The sequence below is a fragment of the Gordonia sp. SID5947 genome (assembly GCF_009862785.1).
Lineage (GTDB): Bacteria > Actinomycetota > Actinomycetes > Mycobacteriales > Mycobacteriaceae > Gordonia.
Genome location: NZ_WWHU01000001.1, coordinates 1,037,932 through 1,055,358, shown reverse-complemented (window position 1 = coordinate 1,055,358; position 17,427 = coordinate 1,037,932). Strand labels below are relative to the sequence as shown.

17 protein-coding genes are annotated in these 17,427 nt (G+C 66.9%); 9 read left to right on the top strand and 8 right to left on the bottom strand.

The genetic code is table 11. From position 1 onward, the window contains the following. Nucleotides 1–2: 2 nt before the first annotated feature. Both tal and tkt read right to left on the bottom strand, forming a co-directional pair. Nucleotides 3–1,121: a transaldolase gene (gene tal, locus GTV32_RS04895; RefSeq protein ID WP_161059177.1), complete on the bottom strand. Its 1,119-nt coding sequence runs from the start codon at nt 1,119–1,121 to the stop codon at nt 3–5. Between the two features lie 54 nt (nt 1,122–1,175). After that, a complete protein-coding gene (tkt, locus tag GTV32_RS04890; RefSeq protein WP_161059176.1) occupies nt 1,176–3,254 on the bottom strand; it encodes a transketolase in 2,079 nt (692 codons plus the stop codon). A 292-nt stretch (nt 3,255–3,546) separates the two neighbouring features. Here tkt and GTV32_RS04885 point away from each other — a divergent pair, with 292 nt between their 5' ends. Then, nucleotides 3,547–4,554, top strand: a complete 1,008-nt coding sequence (locus tag GTV32_RS04885; RefSeq protein WP_161059175.1) for a heme o synthase — start codon at nt 3,547–3,549, stop codon at nt 4,552–4,554. 82 nt (nt 4,555–4,636) lie between these two features. Here GTV32_RS04885 and GTV32_RS04880 read toward each other — a convergent pair whose 3' ends face one another. Beyond that, complete coding sequence (locus tag GTV32_RS04880) at nt 4,637–5,605, bottom strand: quinone oxidoreductase (protein ID WP_161059174.1); 969 nt, start codon at nt 5,603–5,605, stop codon at nt 4,637–4,639. Between the two features lie 55 nt (nt 5,606–5,660). On the opposite strand from GTV32_RS04880, the gene GTV32_RS04875 reads away from it, so the two are divergent. After that, a complete protein-coding gene (locus tag GTV32_RS04875) occupies nt 5,661–6,038 on the top strand; it encodes a hypothetical protein (protein WP_161059173.1) in 378 nt (125 codons plus the stop codon). Nucleotides 6,039–6,057: 19 nt separating this feature from the next. On the opposite strand, the gene GTV32_RS04870 is transcribed toward GTV32_RS04875, so the two are convergent. From GTV32_RS04870 to mptB, 5 genes are read right to left on the bottom strand one after another with little or no spacing between them, the layout of a single operon-like run. After that, entirely contained in the window at nt 6,058–7,068 is a 1,011-nt protein-coding gene (locus GTV32_RS04870) for a COX15/CtaA family protein (RefSeq protein WP_161059172.1), read from the bottom strand. Next, nucleotides 7,065–7,859: an ABC transporter permease gene (locus tag GTV32_RS04865; RefSeq protein ID WP_161059171.1), complete on the bottom strand. Its 795-nt coding sequence runs from the start codon at nt 7,857–7,859 to the stop codon at nt 7,065–7,067. Before GTV32_RS04865 ends, GTV32_RS04870 begins: the two co-directional genes overlap by 4 nt. After that, a complete protein-coding gene (locus GTV32_RS04860; RefSeq protein ID WP_343287212.1) occupies nt 7,856–8,794 on the bottom strand; it encodes an ABC transporter ATP-binding protein in 939 nt (312 codons plus the stop codon). The genes GTV32_RS04865 and GTV32_RS04860 overlap by 4 nt, the downstream gene beginning before the upstream one ends. Further along, nucleotides 8,791–8,925 carry a hypothetical protein gene (locus GTV32_RS23780; RefSeq protein WP_272918224.1) on the bottom strand — a complete coding sequence of 45 codons (135 nt, stop codon included), beginning with the start codon at nt 8,923–8,925 and terminating at the stop codon, nt 8,791–8,793. Before GTV32_RS23780 ends, GTV32_RS04860 begins: the two co-directional genes overlap by 4 nt. 13 nt (nt 8,926–8,938) lie before the next feature. After that, nucleotides 8,939–10,708 carry a polyprenol phosphomannose-dependent alpha 1,6 mannosyltransferase MptB gene (mptB, locus tag GTV32_RS04855; protein WP_237421701.1) on the bottom strand — a complete coding sequence of 590 codons (1,770 nt, stop codon included), beginning with the start codon at nt 10,706–10,708 and terminating at the stop codon, nt 8,939–8,941. Nucleotides 10,709–10,934: 226 nt separating this feature from the next. Here mptB and GTV32_RS04850 point away from each other — a divergent pair, with 226 nt between their 5' ends. From GTV32_RS04850 to GTV32_RS04820, 7 genes are read left to right on the top strand one after another with little or no spacing between them, the layout of a single operon-like run. After that, nucleotides 10,935–11,744, top strand: a complete 810-nt coding sequence (locus GTV32_RS04850) for a metalloregulator ArsR/SmtB family transcription factor (protein ID WP_202421623.1) — start codon at nt 10,935–10,937, stop codon at nt 11,742–11,744. Beyond that, nucleotides 11,741–13,204 carry a Fe-S cluster assembly protein SufB gene (gene sufB / locus GTV32_RS04845; RefSeq protein ID WP_161059168.1) on the top strand — a complete coding sequence of 488 codons (1,464 nt, stop codon included), beginning with the start codon at nt 11,741–11,743 and terminating at the stop codon, nt 13,202–13,204. Before GTV32_RS04850 ends, sufB begins: the two co-directional genes overlap by 4 nt. Then, on the top strand, nt 13,204–14,424 hold the full coding sequence (gene sufD / locus GTV32_RS04840; RefSeq protein WP_161059167.1) for a Fe-S cluster assembly protein SufD: 1,221 nt from the start codon (nt 13,204–13,206) through the stop codon (nt 14,422–14,424). Before sufB ends, sufD begins: the two co-directional genes overlap by 1 nt. A 52-nt stretch (nt 14,425–14,476) precedes the next feature. Continuing rightward, nucleotides 14,477–15,250, top strand: coding sequence for a Fe-S cluster assembly ATPase SufC (gene sufC / locus GTV32_RS04835; protein ID WP_161059166.1), 774 nt, complete (start codon nt 14,477–14,479; stop codon nt 15,248–15,250). 27 nt (nt 15,251–15,277) lie between these two features. Beyond that, a complete protein-coding gene (locus GTV32_RS04830) occupies nt 15,278–16,588 on the top strand; it encodes a cysteine desulfurase (RefSeq protein ID WP_161059165.1) in 1,311 nt (436 codons plus the stop codon). Further along, complete coding sequence (gene sufU / locus GTV32_RS04825; RefSeq protein ID WP_161059164.1) at nt 16,588–17,058, top strand: Fe-S cluster assembly sulfur transfer protein SufU; 471 nt, start codon at nt 16,588–16,590, stop codon at nt 17,056–17,058. Before GTV32_RS04830 ends, sufU begins: the two co-directional genes overlap by 1 nt. Then, a complete protein-coding gene (locus GTV32_RS04820) occupies nt 17,055–17,414 on the top strand; it encodes a metal-sulfur cluster assembly factor (RefSeq protein WP_161059163.1) in 360 nt (119 codons plus the stop codon). The genes sufU and GTV32_RS04820 overlap by 4 nt, the downstream gene beginning before the upstream one ends. The last annotated feature ends 13 nt before the right edge of the window (nt 17,415–17,427 follow it).

Here is a 17,427-nt window from a genome sequence, read left to right as displayed (position 1 = left end):
GGTCAGCCCTTCGCCGCAGCCAGTTGTTCGGCGGTCGCGGTGAGCAACTCGTTCCACGCGTCCTCGAACTTGCTGACACCCTCGTCCTCGAGCACCGAGAAGACATCGGCGACATCCACACCGAGGGCGGCGATCTTGTCGAAGACCTCCTGTGATTCCTGTGCCAGACCGATGATCGAGCCGGTGTTCACCCAGCCGTGGTCGGCGAAGGCATCCATCGTCTTGCCGGGCATGGTGTTGACCGTGTTCGGAGCGACGAGCTCGCTCACGTACAGCGTGTCGGGGTAGTCCGGGTTCTTCACACCGGTCGACGCCCAGAGTGCCCGCTGCGGGCGTGCGCCCTGGGCGAGGAGATCGGGGAATCGGGACTCGACCTCGAAGACCTCCTGGTATGCCTGGTACGCCAGACGCGCATTGGCCAGCGCGGCTTTGCCTTTCAGCTCGGCGGCCGCCGGGGTCCCGATGGCGTCGAGGCGCTTGTCGATCTCGGTGTCCACACGGGACACGAAGAACGATGCGACCGAATGGATGGTCGACAGGTCGTGACCCGCCTGGGCGGCGGCATCGAGTCCGTCGAGGTAGGCGTCCATGACGCCCTTGTACCGCTCGACCGAGAAGATCAGGGTGACGTTGACACTGATGCCCTCGGCAAGGGTCCGCGTGATGGCCGGCAGGCCCGCCTTGGTGGCCGGGATCTTGATCAGCAGATTCGGCCGGTCGACGATCTTCCACAGTTCGATGGCCTGAGCGACGGTGGCGTCGGTGTCGTGTGCCAGTCGCGGGTCGACCTCGATGGACACACGACCGTCGACCCCGTCGGTCTGGTCATAGACCGGGGCGAGCACGTCGCATGCATTGCGGACGTCGTCGGTGGTGACCGTGCGGATGGTGGCGTCGACGTCCGCACCGCGGGCGGCCAATTCGTTGACCTGTGCGTCATAGCTGGTGCCCGCGGAGAGGGCGCCCTGGAAGATGGACGGGTTGGTGGTGACACCGACCACCGATTTGGTGGCGGTCAGATCAGCGAGCCCTCCGGAGCTGATCAGGTCACGGGACAGGTCGTCCAGCCACACCGACACACCGGCGGCGGACAATTCGGCGAGCTTTTCGTTCTGGGTCACGATTCTCTCCTCTGACTCACGGCCGGGTCGCGGCCAATGGTGTTGTGCCCTGGGTTATGCGGTGACGGCTCGCTGCGCTGCGGCGACGACCGCCTCGGTGGTGATGCCGAACTGCTCGTAGAGCACCTTGTAATCGGCGGACGCACCGAAGTGGTCGAGGGAGACGATCTCACCGCCGGCGCCGACGATCCGGTACCACGGCATCGCGATGCCGGCCTCCACGGAGACGCGCGGGACCGTGGGCGGCAGCACCGCATCCCGGTAGCCCTGCGGCTGTTCGTCGAACCACTCGACACACGGCATCGACACGACGCGCGCTGCGACACCCTTGTCCTTCAACGCTTTCTGCGCCTCGACTGCGAACTGGACCTCGGATCCGGTGCCGATGATGACCACCTCGGGATCACCGTCGGAATCGCTCAGCACATAGCCGCCCTGGGCGACGCCCGCAGCGCTGGTGCCCTCCAGGATGGGGACGTTCTGCCGGGTCAGGGCGAGACCGACCGGGTTGTTGCGGCGGCCGAGCAGGGTCTGCCAGGCATATGCGGTCTCGTTGGCGTCGGCCGGACGGACCACGTCGAGGTGGGGGATCGCCCGCAGCGCCGCGAGGTGTTCGATCGGCTGGTGGGTGGGACCGTCCTCGCCGAGTCCGATCGAGTCGTGCGTCCACACGTAGATCGGATCGATCTCCATCAGCGACGCCAATCGCACAGCGGGCCGCATGTAGTCGGCGAACTGGAGGAAGGTGCCACCGTAGGCGCGGGTCGGGCCGTGCAATGCGATCCCCGACAGGATCGAGCCCATCGCGTGTTCGCGGATGCCGAAGTGCAGGGTGCGCCCATACGGGTTCGCAGACCACTTCTTGGTGCTGATCGACGTGGGGCCGAACGATGCCGCGTCGTCCATCGTGGTGTTGTTGCTGCCGGCGAGATCGGCCGAGCCGCCCCACAGTTCGGGGAGGACGGGCCCCAGGGCAGAGAGCACCTTGCCCGACGCGGCACGCGTGGCGACATCCTTGTCGCCGGGCGCCCAGGACGGGAGCACATCGGTCCAGCCCTCGGGGAGTTCGTGAGCCTGCAGACGGTCGAACAGTGCCTTCGCGTCCGGGTTCGCCGTCGCCCACGCGTCGAAGCCCTTCGACCACTCGGCCTTCGCGGCCTCGCCACGCTCGAGCAGCGCGCGGGTGTGGCCGATCACCTCGTCGGAGACCTCGAACGACTTCGCCGGGTCGAATCCGAGGATCTTCTTGGTCTCCGCCACCTCGTCGTCGCCGAGCGCCGACCCGTGGGCGGCGCCGGTGTTCATCTTGGAGGGTGCCGGATAGCCGATGATCGTGCGCAGGCAGATGATCGACGGCTTGTCGGTCACCGACTTGGCGGCCTCGATTGCCGCCTCGATGGCCACCACGTCCTCGCCGCCGTCGACGGTCTGGACATGCCAGCCGTAGGCCTCGTAGCGCTTGGCCACATCCTCGGACAGCGCGATGTCGGTGTCGTCCTCGATCGAGATCTGGTTCTGGTCGTAGAAGACGATGAGATTGCCGAGCTGCTGGGTCCCGGCGAGCGACGAGGCCTCGGAGGTGACGCCCTCCTCGATGTCGCCGTCGGAGGCGATCGCGTAGATGTAGTGGTCGAACGGGCTGGCACCGGGCGCGGCGTCCGGGTCGAACAGACCGCGCTCGTATCGCGAGGCCATGCTCATACCGACGGCAGAGGCCAGGCCCTGACCGAGCGGGCCGGTGGTGATCTCGACACCCTTGGTGTGCCGGAACTCGGGGTGACCCGGGGTCAGCGAACCCCAGGTGCGCAGCGCCTCGATGTCGGACAACTCGAGACCGAATCCGCCGAGATAGAGCTGGATGTAGAGGGTGAGGCTGGAGTGTCCGCAGGACAGAACGAAGCGATCCCGTCCGACCCACCCGGTGTCCGCCGGATCGTGACGCATCACGCGCTGGAACAAGGTGTAGGCGAGGGGGGCCAGGCTCATCGCCGTGCCCGGATGGCCACTTCCGCATTTCTGCACGGCGTCGGCGGCCAGAAGTCGGGCGGTGTCGACCGCGCGGGTGTCCAGCTCGGTCCAGTCGTCGGGGTGGGCCGCCTGGGTCAATGCGCGGATGTCGTCTGTGATCGCCACGGTCGTGCTGTCTCCTGTGCGGGTCGGTGCGAATGCGGTCGCAAGTCCTCGGTTGTACAAGTTCACGGTGTGTGCGTGCGGGCCGTCCGAGAGTTCGGCAGCTACTCATCCAGAGTAATCTGCCGACCCTCCGCGCGCTCCGGCGAGTGACGTGAAACCCCCGAGCGCGGCTTCTCGTCGAGGTCGTCCCGCCGCGACGGACTCGATTATCGGATCGTCGACACCACCGTCTACCATGCTCTGTAGTAGCCCTGGTCGTGGAGCAGCACCTCGGGGCAGACGAGGAGAGGCCGTGAGGATTGGGGAGCGCGTGAGCGGAGATCTGTCCGCCGCAACCCGCGGTACCCAGGAGGCCACCACCGCGCAGAAGCCGGCGCCGGAGCATTCCCCCGGGTCGGTCTTGTCGCGGATCAAGGCCGCTGTCCTCGCGTACGTCGCCCTGACCAAGCCGCGCGTGATCGAGTTGCTTCTGGTGGCCACGATCCCGGTGATGCTGCAGGCCGATCGTGGACACGTCGACATCGCGCTGATCGGGTTCACCCTGCTCGGTGGCTGGCTCGGAGCCGGCAGCGCCAACACGCTCAACATGGTCGCCGACGCCGACATCGATCAGAAGATGAAGCGTACGGCGCGCAGGCCGCTGGCCCGCCACGCCGTCTCGACCCGAAGCGCGCTGATCTTCGGCATCGTCCTGTGGCTGGGATCCTTTGCGGTGCTGTGGTGGGCCGCCAATCTGCTGAGCGCCCTGCTGGTGACCGCCACGATCGCCTTCTATGTCGGTGTCTACACCCTGATCCTCAAGCGACGCACGTGGCAGAACGTCGTGTGGGGTGGCGCGGCCGGATGTATGCCGACCTTGGTCGGGTGGGCTGCCGTGACCGGCAGCATCAGCTGGCAGCCGATCGTGCTGTTCCTGGTGATCTTCTTCTGGACACCGCCGCACACGTGGGCACTCGCGATGCGCTACAAGGAGGATTACCGCGCGGCCGGTGTGCCGATGTTGCCGGTGATCGCCACCGAAGAGCGCGTGACTCGCCAGATGCTCTGGTACACATGGGCCACCGTGCTGTCGTCGCTCGTCCTCATCGCAGGCACCAGCTGGATCTATGCGGGCGTCGCCGTTGCCGCGGGCGCCTGGTTCGTCAGCCGTGTACAGCGCCTCTACCGGGAAACCCGCGCCGGCGCCGAGGTTGCGCCCCTGAAGGTCTTCCTGCAGTCCAACGAATACCTCGCGATCCTGTTCTGTGGCCTCGCCATCGACGCCGTGGTGAATCTGCCGCTCATCACCAGCTATTTCTGACGCCGATCGGGTAGAGAAACTCACCGATTGTGCACGGCAGGCCCGCGCGTGAGCGGTCCCGGCGACTGTGACGTGCCCCCGGTCAGGCGGGGACGAGGACTGTCGTGCCGGTCGTGGCGCGGGCCTCGAGGGCGCGCTGGGCCGCTGCGGCATCAGCGAGCTGGTGGTGCTGTCCCACTCGTACATCGATGTCACCATCGGCGATCGCCCCGAGGAACTCACCCGCACGCCAGCCCAGTTCGTCTGGGTCGGCGATGAAATGAGCGAGGGTCGGCCGGGTCACCGACAACGAGCCCGCCGCGTTCAGGCGTTGGAGGTCGAACGGCGGCACCGGTCCGGATGCTGCGCCGAACAGAACGACCATTCCGCGCACGGCCGACGCCGCCAACGACTGTTCGAAGGTGTCTGCGCCGACACCGTCGTAGACCACCCGGACCCCGTTTCCGTCGGTCAGCGAGCGCACCTGCTCCGCGAGAGCGTCGCTGTACCGCAGGACGTGGTCGGCGCCCGCCGCGGCCGAGAGCGCGGCCTTCTCGTCGTCGGACACCGTGGTGATGACGCCGAGTCCGCGCAGCTTGGCGAGCTGCGTGAGGATGAGTCCGACACCGCCGGCGCCGGCATGGATCAGCACGGTGTCGCCTGCACGTGGGTGTGCGCTGCCGTCCAGGAGGTAGTGGGCCGTCAGCCCGCGCAACATGGCCGAGCCCGCGACGTCGTCGGGCACGTCGTCGGGAACCGGGATCGCGCGCACCGCGCGGACCGCGACCAGCTCCGCATAACTCGCAGGGGCGTCGACCCAGCACACCCGCTGGCCGACCGAGAGCGAGTCCACCTCGGAACCGATCGCGACCACCTCGCCGGCGCCCTCGGTGCCCGGGATGTACGGCGGGACCGAGGGGTAGAGGCCGCGCCGCAGATAGGTGTCGATGAAGTTCACCCCGATCGCCGCCGTGCGGACCAGGATCTCGTCGGGTGCCGGGATGGGGTCGTCGACGGTACCGAACTCCAGGACTTCCGGGCCACCGTGACGAACCACCTGAATTGCGCGCATGGCTCAGTTCTACCGCAGCGAGCGGGCCGATCGGCCCCCGGTATGCTCGGGAACCATGAGCGAGCAGCCAGAATCCGACACCACCGATGTGACCACGACGCCCGCCGCAGCCCCACAGAAGGTGGTCGCCTCGATCAAGGGATTCATCGGCCGTGAAGGCGGTTCGGCGAAGGCGGTGCTGCAGCCGATCGGCGCGGCAGGCGTACGGATCACCCTCGTGGGGGAGCAGGGTGGAATCCTCGGGGACCGGGTGGTCGAGGATCTCGCGACGGCAGAAGCGGTCGTCGCGGCCATCGACGGTCTCGAGACTGCCGAATGGGACCGCGATCTCACGTCGGCCGCGACGGTGTCGCCGTCGCACTATCGCAAGATGGCGGGCTGGGTGGCTCGGCAGAGCCGCTTCCCGAAGGCGCGCAACCGCGCCCTCCTCTGAGGGCCGGTCACCGCGGTCGTCAGACGGCCGCGGCGGGCTCGTCGTCGGTGACGGTTCGCGTACCGAACTGCAGGATCATCCAGGTCGCGACGATCAGCAGTACAGCGCTGACGGTCATGTGCGCGATCACCAGTGCGATGGGTAGTCCGGTGTTGTACTGGACCACTCCGAGGATGCCCTGCAGTGCGATCACCCCCAGGAACGTGTAGGCCGTCCGCTGCTGCGGCAGTCTCAGCGCCCTGGTGAAGACCGTGACGGCGATGGCGAGGCCGATCAGTACGAATACCGCATCGGCGTGCAGCTGGGTGGCCTGATCCGGGGCGAGCCCGTTGCGCGGTGCCTCGGTGTCACCGGCGTGCGGGCCGGAACCGGTCACGACCGTGCCCAGATAGACGGCCGCCCAGGTCGCCAGGTACTGCAGCCAGGCGAGGCTGCGGCCCACTCGGGTCCCGGGCTCGGCCGGCGCCGGTGGCGGAGCATTCGGCCGCATCCGGAACACGAGCACGGTCGCGCCCGACACCAGGACCATCGAGAGCACGAAGTGCAGCGACACGACCCACGGGTTGAGCTTGGTCAACACGGTGATCCCACCGATCACACCCTGGAACGGGATGCCCAGGGCGAGCAGGGTGACCAGCCATTTGTCGCGGCGGGCGGAGCGCACGTAGCGCAACACCGCCATCCACGTCGCGATCGCGACGATCGTGAGGACCCATGTCAGCATGCGGTTGCCGAACTCGATGACACCGTGCACACCGAGGGCCTGATGGGGCACGAACGAGTCGTCGGTACACCGGGGCCAGGTGGGGCATCCGAGACCCGAACCGGTCAGGCGGACGGCGCCTCCGGTGGCGACGATCCCGACATTGGCGACGAGGAGGGCGACCGCCCACCAGTACACGAAGCGGGCCGTCGGACGGCCGAATCCGGGCACGCGGGCGAAACGCCCCGAGCCGGTCTGCGCCGGTCCCGCCGCGGACGCCGTTTCCTGCGACGGACTCGGCGTCGGCGATGTCTTGGGAATTGTCATTGGAACCGAAACCACCTCACCGCGAGCACGGCGGCACCTACCGCCCATGCCAGCAACACACCTATGCCGAAGAAATCCACCGAGCCGTGGGTCGCCTGATCGAGCGCCTCGGTCAGCGCTCCGGATGGGACGCATCGCGCGATCCAATGCGCGGCCGCCGGTACGCGGTCACCCATCACCACGAGGCTGCCGACACCGACCAGCGCGAACCAGAGCAGATTGGCGAGCGCCAACACGACCTCGGCTTTCAACGTCCCGCCGAGGAGGAGTCCGAGCGCCGAGAACGTCACGGTGCCGAACCCGATGACGACCACGCCGAGCGCAAGTCCGACCAGCGAGGGCCGCCAACCGAACGCCAGGCCGATGGCACCGATGATCAGGGCCTGCAGAGCGACCACGATCACCACTGCGATCGATTTCCCGGCGATGATCCCCCATCGCGGGATGGGTGTGGCGCCAAGCCGTTTGAGCGCGCCGTACCGACGATCGAAGCCGAGGGCGATGGCTTGCCCGGTGAACGCGGTGGACATCACCGCGACGGTCATGATCGCCGGCACGAAGGTGGCGGCACGTTCGGCCGGGGTCGATCCGAGACCTGTGTCGACCGGCAGAAGACACAAACCGATCAACAGTGTGAGCGGGATGAACATGGTCAGCAGGAGCTGCTCGCCGTTCCGTAGCAGCAGCGTGAGTTCCATCTTCGACTGCGCGGTGAGGATCGCGGGCAACGATGCGGGGCGAGGCCGCGGTGCGAAGGTACCGACGGCGAATCGGTTGGCGGTGGTCGTCATGATCGCAGGGCCCGTCCGGTGAGGTCGAGGAAGACATCCGAAAGAGTGCGGGTCTCGACCCGGAGATCGGTCGCGAGGACGTCGATCGTCGCGCACCAGGCGGTGACCGTGGCGAGGATCTGCGGCGTGACGGGTCCTCGTACGAGGTAGGAACCGGGTGCGGTCTCGGAGCAGCTGTAGTCCTCGGGTAGCGCACGCCCGAGGGTCGTCAGATCCAGGCCACGGGGCGCGGAGAACCGGAGCTCGTTCTCGGCTCCCCGGCGCGTCAGGTCCTTCGGTGTGCCGGATGCGACGACCCGGCCGCTGTCGATGATCACCACCTGGTCGGCGAGTTCCTCGGCCTCATCCATCAGATGGGTGGTCAACAGCACCGACACCCCGTCGTCCCGAAGTCGATCGATCAACTCCCACACCATGATCCGAGCATGTGCGTCGAGACCCGCGGTGGGCTCGTCGAGGAACACGAGATCGGGTCGGCCGACGATTGCGCAGGCCAGCGACAGGCGTTGCTGCTGTCCGCCCGAGAGTCGTCGGAAGGACGTCCGGGCACAGTCGGTCAGTCCCATCGCATCGAGCAACCACGCCGGATCGATCGGGTCGGCGCTGTAGGCGGCGCAGAGCCGGAGCATCTCCTCGGCCCGGGCGCCCGGGTAGGCGCCGCCGCCCTGGAGCATCACGCCGATGCGTCGGCGCAGGGCGTCGTTGTCGGCGACGGGATCGAGTCCGAGTACCTCCACGCGCCCGGCGTCGGCTGCGAGGAACCCCTCGCAGATCTCCACCGTGGTGGTCTTTCCCGCACCGTTCGGGCCCAACAGCGCGAGGATGGTGCCGGATTCGAGTTCGAGGTCCAGTTCGTCGACGGCGGTCCGGTCGCCGTAGCGCTTGACCAGGCCGGTGACGCTGAGCGCGGGTCCGTCCGCGCGACCCGTGCTCACCGTGCGGCCATCGTCCGGTCGATGATCAGGTCGTCGATCATCACCGTGGTACCGCTGTCGGATCGTCGTGCCGCGCACATGGGCCAGACTATTCGTTCGGCGTCGTCGTCCCAAAAACGCCGAAGTGCCACGTCCGTTGTCTCCTCAGCCCGCGTCGGCGTCCTCGCGGACCGGTTCACGTCCCCGGCGACCCCGCCACCACCGGTGCACGGGTAGGTCCTCGAAGAACAATGCGGTCATCACCGCGACCATGATCACCCCGGCCAGGAGTCCTTGGGCCAGTACGACTCCGCTGGTGTTGGAGCTCGTCGGCATCACCACGATCGCGATGATCGCCGAGACCGCGATGGTGGTCAGGCGGAACCACGGGCGGGTCGCCCAGGCCGCCAGCGGGATCACCGCCCACAAGAGATACCAGGCCTGGACGAACGGAAAGAAGACGACGACTGTGGCCATTGACACACCCAGGGCCCCGAGCGGATGCAGCCGCCCGCCGAGGCATGCCAGCATCCATCGCACGATGAAGACCGCGGCCACGAGCTGACCGAGCGGCCGTCCCACCTCGAGGATCGCCTGGGTCTGATCCCCGAGACCCAAGGCCAGCCCGATGCGCCCCGTCGTCACCGACAGCAGCGTCGGCATCGACATCCACGACCGCACCACGTCGCCGGTGGACAGTGTGCTGGTCCAGCCGAAACCGAGACCCGTGCCGACACAGATCCCCACCATGACGACGATCAGCACGCCCGCATAGAACGTGGCGGAGGCAGCGAGCGCCGCGATGCTCCGGCGCGATCGTTCCCACCACTGGTCGATGGGTGCGTTGCGTAAGGCGGGGAGGATGGCACCCCAGCGTTGGGCAAGTGCGATCCCGACGAAACCGAGCGCCAGCAGCGACGTCACCTTGACCATCGCCGACGCCGAGATCACCGCGGCACCGGCGATGAGTGTCCAGCCGGCGGCACTCGGCCACCAGGAGGATGATCTGCGCAGCCGATCCCCGCCATAGATCGCACGGAAACAGAGCTCGAGGCCGACCAGCATCATGCCGAGCATCAGGGCCTCGTTGTGTATGCCGCCCACCAGATGCAGGATCAGCAGCGGATTCATCGCGCCCAGCCAGAGCGCGGCCACCGACGACACCCCGCAGCGACGGGCCAGGCGCGGCAGCGCCCAGACGATCAGGCCGATGCCGACCAGTGCCACCAGCCGGTGCAAGAAGATGGCCGCGGTGATGTTGTCGCCGGTGACGGCGGTGATGCCCTTTCCGATCCACAGGAACAGCGGACCGTAGGGAGCGGGGGTGTCCCGCCAGAGATTGGGCACCGACCGGGTCAGCACGTGATCGACTCCGAGTCCGCGGACCGGACTGACCACGTACGGATCCATCCCCCGGAAAGCGATGGCGCTCTGGGCGAGATAGGAGTAGATGTCCTTCGACAGCAGTGGCGGCGCGACGACGATCGGCGCGATCCACAGCATGAGGGTGCGGTCGGCCTGCTGGCGGGTCATCCGCCGTTCCGGGCTGCGGCCGTGGCGAACCTCGACGCTGAACCGTCCGACGGCGAAACGGCCGATCAACAACCAGGCGACGACAAGCATGATGGTGCCGCCGATGGACAGGGTGAGTGCGGTACTCCACATCCGCGAGGGGAGGGACAGCACCCGCATGCCGGCCACCGGGTTCTGCAGCACGGGGACGGCACCCGTGCCGAGTGAGCCGATGAGCAGGAGGACCGAGCCGGTCGCACCGAACAGCTTGATCCGCCCGAGGCGTCTGTTCTCGGCCGCGTTGAGGGGACCGACCTCACGCTCGTCGTCGTGAAGACGTGCGACGGCCTTGCCATAATCGCCGCGACGGTCGATGGCATCGTCGGCGTCGGTCGCGGTGGTCGTGGACCGGCTCCGGCTCAGCCCCAGATAATCGCCGCTCCGACGCAGGGCTTGCGCCGGAGAGCGAGCCCATCGCGGCAGCGCGCGGCCCCGACTCCGCGGCACTGTGGTTTCTGGCACGCCGACGACTCTAGTGCCCCGCCGGCGCTGGGCTGCCACGCCACACGTGAGTCGCCGCTGCGGCCCGGTAAGGGCAGCCTTGCTGGCATGCGGGAAGCAATTACGACACACTTGTGTTGTGAAAACCATGAGGAGCGATACAGCGCTGCCCAAGGGCGCGCCTGCCAGCCCCTCGGATGGGGCAACCACGAATGTCGGCCATCACGATGGACAGACACGCGCTGCCGTGATCTCGCTGCTGGTCGAAGACGGTCCGCTGACCGCGAGCGAGATCGCCGATCGACTCGGCATCAGTGCCGCCGGCGTCCGTCGCCACCTCGACGCCCTCGCCGAGGTGGGCGACGTGGAGACCTCGTCGTCGGGATTCGGACGACGTGGCCGTGGGCGTCCCGCCAAGTGGTTCCAGCTCACTGCGACCGGCCGGGGCAAGCTGCGTCACGCATACGACGATCTGGCCGGTGCAGCGATGCGCCGACTGCGGGCCGTCGGCGGCGAGTCCGCGGTCGAGGCGTTCGCCCGGGACCGGGTCGAGGAGATCGTCGCGAACGTGGTGCCCGCGGGCGAGTCCGGCTCGGTCGCCACCACCGTCAACGACATCGCCGACGCGCTGACCAGCGCCGGATTCGCGGCCAACACCCGCGAGGTCGGCACCGGGATGCAGATCTGCCAGCATCATTGTCCGGTCGCCCATGTGGCCACGGAGTTCCCGGAGCTGTGCGAGGCCGAGACCGCGGTCTTCACCGAACTGCTCGGCACGCATGTGCAGCGGCTCGCGACGATCGCGAACGGCGATTGTGCCTGCACCACCCATGTTCCACTGCACCCTCCTCCGGAAGGGGTCACGGCCCAGTCCGGGACCACCGTTCAGACGACAGCGAGCGATGCACAGCCGGCATCTGCTCACCCGATGAAGACGAGTCGAAAGGCTTCGCGATGACAGTCACCGAACCAACCGCGACCGACACCGGTACACCCGCCAAGCCCTCGCCCCTCACCCAGGAGCAGACGATCGCGTCCCTGGGCAATTACGGATACGGCTGGGCCGACTCCGACGAGGCGGGCGCCAGCGCCCAGCGCGGTATCTCCGAGGCGGTCGTCACCGACATCTCGGACAAGAAGAGCGAGCCCGAGTGGATGCTCGAGCAGCGGCTCAAGGCATTGCGGATCTTCGACCGCAAGCCGATGCCGCATTGGGGCGGCGACCTCGACGGGATCGACTTCGACAACATCAAGTACTTCGTCCGTTCGAGCGAGAAGCAGGCCGCCACCTGGGATGATCTGCCCGAGGACATCAAGAACACCTACGACAAGCTGGGCATCCCGGAGGCGGAGAAGCAGCGGCTGGTGTCCGGTGTCGCCGCACAGTACGAGTCCGAGGTCGTCTACCACTCGATCCGTGAGGATCTCGAGAAGCAGGGCGTGCTCTTCCTCGACACCGACACCGCTCTCAAGGAGCACCCGGAGATCTTCCGTGAGTACTTCGGTTCGGTCATCCCCGCGGGTGACAACAAGTTCTCCGCGCTGAACACCGCGGTGTGGTCGGGTGGTTCGTTCATCTACGTGCCGCCGGGTGTCCACGTCGACATCCCGCTGCAGGCCTACTTCCGGATCAACACCGAGAACATGGGCCAGTTCGAGCGCACGCTGATCATCGTCGACGAGGGTGCCTACGTGCACTACGTCGAGGGTTGTACAGCGCCGATCTACAAGACCGACTCGCTGCACTCCGCCGTCGTGGAGATCATCGTCAAGAAGGGTGGCCGCTGCCGCTACACGACCATCCAGAACTGGTCGAACAACGTCTACAACCTGGTCACCAAGCGCGCCAAGGCAGAGGCCGGTGCGACCATGGAATGGGTCGACGGCAACATCGGGTCCAAGGTCACGATGAAGTACCCGGCGGTCTGGCTGACCGGAGAACACGCCAAGGGCGAGGTCCTCTCGGTGGCGTTCGCGGGTCCCGGCCAGCACCAGGACACCGGTTCCAAGATGGTGCACCTCGCGCCCAACACCTCGAGCAACATCGTCTCCAAGTCGGTGGCGCGTGGCGGCGGTAGAGCGTCGTACCGCGGGTTGATCAAGGTCAACAACGGTGCACATGGCAGCCGCTCGACGGTGAAATGTGATGCGCTACTGGTCGACACGATCTCGCGCAGCGACACCTACCCCTACGTCGACATCCGTGAGGACGACGTGACGATGGGTCACGAGGCCACCGTGTCGAAGGTCAGCGACGACCAGCTCTTCTATCTGATGAGCCGCGGTCTGACCGAAGACGAGGCGATGGCCATGGTGGTGCGCGGCTTCGTCGAGCCGATCGCCAAGGAACTCCCCATGGAGTACGCGCTCGAACTCAACCGCCTCATCGAACTGCAGATGGAAGGAGCCGTCGGCTGATGGCAGATCCCACATTGCCCACGTCGACGACTCCGGCGGGCGCCGCCGACCGCGGCGAAGCGGCCCCCGTTAACATCGCCCCCGTGAACAAGGGGGAGATGTTCACCTCCTTCGACGTCGCGGCTTTCGAGGTACCCAGTCCCCGTGAGGAGGTGTGGCGGTTCACCCCGTTCCGCCGACTGCGTGGACTGCACGACGGTTCCGCGCAGCGCACCGCGGATCCGGTGTTCGAGATCTCCGGCGCCACAGACGGCGTGACGGTGGAAACCGTCGGTCGCGACGACAAACGTCTCGGCGATGGTGGTGTCCCGTTCGACCGGGTGGCCGCCCAGGCATTCTCGTCCTTCACCGACGCCACCGTGGTGACCGTCGGCCGTGAGGTCGAGCTGACCGAGCCGGTCGTCGTCGAGGTCACCGGCCCGGGAGAGGGGGAGGTCGCCTTCGGGCACCTCCAGATCCGTCTCGAGGCGTTCTCGCGTGCCGTGGTCGTGCTCGACCAGAAGGGCAGTGGCACCTACGCCGAGAACATCGAGTTCGTTGTCGGCGACAGCGCGGCACTGACCGTGGTGAACGTGCACGACTGGGCGGATGATGCGGTCCATGTGGCCGCGCATCACGTGCGGGTCGGGCGTGACGCCGTGGTTCGGCACTTCGCGATCAGCCTCGGCGGCAACCTCGTTCGGCTGTCTCCGGTCGTGCACTACGACGCGCCTGGCGGAGACGTCGAGTTGTGGGGCCTGTATTTCGCCGACGCGGGCCAGCATCTCGAGCAGCGCCTGCTGGTCGACCACAGCCAGCCGCACTGCCGCTCGAATGTGGTCTACAAGGGCGCGCTGCAGGGAGACCTGAGCGGTGACCGGACCCGAGAAGCCCACACGGTCTGGATCGGCGACGTGCTGATCCGTCCGGAGGCCGAGGGGACCGACACGTTCGAGCTCAACCGCAATCTCGTCCTCACCGACAACGCGCGTGCCGACTCGGTGCCGAACCTGGAGATCGAGACCGGCGAGATCGTCGGCGCAGGCCACGCCAGCGCGACCGGACGGTTCGACGACGAGCAGCTGTTCTACCTCCAGGCCCGCGGCATCCCGGAAGATCAGGCACGCCGTCTGGTCATCCGTGGGTTCTTCCGCGAGATCATCGCGAAGATCTCCGTGCCCGACATCCGTGAACGGCTCGAGACCGCCATCGAACACGAGCTCGAGATCGCCGGCGCCTGAGCCGGCTCACGAGCACAGCCACATCCACGAGCATCAAGGAACACAAACTACCGTGACCACACTGGAAATCCGTGACCTGCACGTCGACGTCGCGCAGAGCGACACCGACGCCGAACCGATCCACATCCTCAAGGGTGTGAACCTGACCGTGTCGTCGGGTGAGACCCACGCCATCATGGGCCCCAACGGCTCCGGCAAGTCCACCCTGTCGTACGCGATCGCCGGCCACCCGAAGTATCAGGTGACCCAGGGCTCCATCAGCCTCGATGGTGAAGACGTCCTCGAGATGAGTGTCGACGAGCGCGCCCGCGCCGGGCTGTTTCTCGCCATGCAGTACCCGGTCGAGGTGCCCGGCGTCTCCATGTCGAACTTCCTGCGCACTGCCGTGACATCGGTACGTGGCGAGGCGCCGAAACTGCGCCACTGGGTCAAGGAGACCAAGGAGGCCATGACGGCGTTGGAGATCGATCCGTCGTTCGGTGAACGCAGCGTCAACGAAGGGTTCTCCGGCGGCGAGAAGAAGCGTCACGAGATCCTGCAGCTCGACCTGCTCAAGCCTCGCATCGCCATCCTCGACGAGACCGACTCCGGCCTCGACGTCGACGCCCTCCGCGTCGTCAGCGAGGGAGTGAACCGCTACAAGGAGCGCGAGCACGGTGGCGTCCTGCTGATCACGCATTACACCCGCATCCTGCGCTACATCCAGCCGGACTTCGTCCATGTGTTCGTCAACGGGCAGGTCGTCGAGTCGGGCGGACCCGAACTCGCCGACGAACTCGAAGAGAACGGTTACGTGCGCTTCACGTCGGCGGCTGCGGCCGGCTGAACCCCACCCGGTGAAGGAGGTACCGTCATGACGCTCTCTCCCGAAACCGTTGCGCCGACACTGGATGTCGAACGACTGCGCGCGGACTTCCCGATCCTGTCGCGAACAGTCCGCGACGACAAACCGCTGGTCTACCTGGATTCCGGCGCGACGTCGCAACGGCCGGTCCAGGTGCTCGACGCCGAACGTGCGTTCCTGACGACGCACAACGCCGCCGTGCACCGAGGCGCTCATCAGCTCGCCGAGGAGGCGACCGACGCCTACGAGGGCGCGCGGGCGACGATCGCCGACTTCGTCGGTGCGACGCCGGAGACGCTCGTGTTCACCAAGAACGCGACCGAGGCCCTCAACCTGGTCACCTACACGCTGGGGGATGACCGATCGGCAGCGGTGCTGGGCGGACGGTCTCTGGGGCCTGGTGACACCGTGGTGATCACCGAACTCGAGCACCACGCGAATCTGGTCCCGTGGCAGGAACTCTGTCGTCGGACCGGCGCCACGCTGAAGTGGTTCGGCGTCACCGACGACGGCCGCATCGATCTCGATTCGCTCACTCTCGACGAGACCGTCAAGGTGGTGTCGTTCAGCCATCAGTCCAACGTCACGGGCGCGGTCGCCGATGTGGACGAGATCGTTCGTCGTGCGCGGCAGGTGGGTGCACTGGTCGTCTTGGACGCGTGCCAGTCGGTTCCGCATGCACCGGTCGATTTCGCGGCTCTGGATGTCGACTTCGCCGCTTTCTCGGGTCACAAGATGTTCGGGCCGTCCGGCGTCGGTGTTCTCTACGGCCGGGCCGAACTGCTGGATGCGTTGCCGCCGTTCATCACCGGTGGTTCCATGATCGGGACCGTGTCGATGGAGGTGTCCACCTACGCGCCGCCGCCACAACGTTTCGAGGCGGGCGTGCCGATGACATCGCAGGTCGTCGGTCTGGGTGCCGCGGTCGATTATCTCACCGCGATCGGCATGGACGTGGTTGCAGCACATGAGCATCAGCTCACCGCGTACGCGCTCGAGCGACTTTCCGCGATCGACGGGCTGCGTATCGTCGGCCCGGCCACAGCCGAGGACCGCGGCGGTGCCGTCTCGTTCCTCGTCGACGGGATTCACGCGCACGATCTCGGTCAGATCCTCGACGACGAAGGTGTTGCGATCCGGGTCGGCCATCACTGCGCCTGGCCGTTGCACAAGCGTTTCGGCGTGGCCGCGACCGCACGCGCATCGTTCGCTGCGTACAACACGGTGTCCGAGGTCGATGTGCTCGCGGATGCGATCGTCAAGGCGCAGAACTTCTTCGGCGTTGTGGAGGCCGGCGCGACGACGGGACGTGATCGCTGATGCGGATGGAGCAGATGTACCAGGAGGTGATCCTGGACCATTACAAGCACCCGCACGGGCGTGGGCTGCGCGAGCCGTTCGGCGCCGAGGTTCACCACGTGAATCCGACCTGTGGTGACGAGTTGACCCTCCGGGTGGCACTCTCTGTGGACGGGTCGACGGTCGACGACATCTCGTTCGACGGGCAGGGCTGTTCGATCTCGCAGGCGTCGACGTCGGTGCTGCACGATCAGATCGTCGGCCGGCGGATCGACGATGCGCTTGCCACCGTGGACGCCTTCAACGCGATGATGACCTCGCGCGGTACGGACGAGGGCGATGAGGATGTCATCGGCGACGGTGTCGCGTTTGCCGGCGTCAGCAAATACCCGGCCCGCGTGAAGTGCGCGTTGTTGGGATGGATGGCCTTCAAGGACGCGTTGTCCCAGACAGTCGACAGAGATGAACCTTCAGAAGTGGAGTCGGTATGAGTGACGAAACAACCGCAGCCCCGGAGGCACCGACGACGTCGCTGCCTCAACTCGAGGACGTCGAGGAGGCGATGCGTGACGTCGTCGATCCCGAACTCGGCATCAACGTGGTCGACCTGGGTCTCGTGTACGGGATCGAGGTCACCGAGGAGGCAGTCGCCAAGATCGACATGACGCTGACCTCGGCGGCCTGTCCGCTCACCGATGTGATCGAGGATCAGTCGCGGGCCGCTCTGGTGAGCAGCGGGTTGTGTACCGACATGGAGATCAACTGGGTGTGGATCCCGCCGTGGGGCCCGGACAAGATCACCGACGACGGGCGCGAACAGCTACGGGCCCTGGGGTTCACGGTCTAGTTCGTCGGTACCG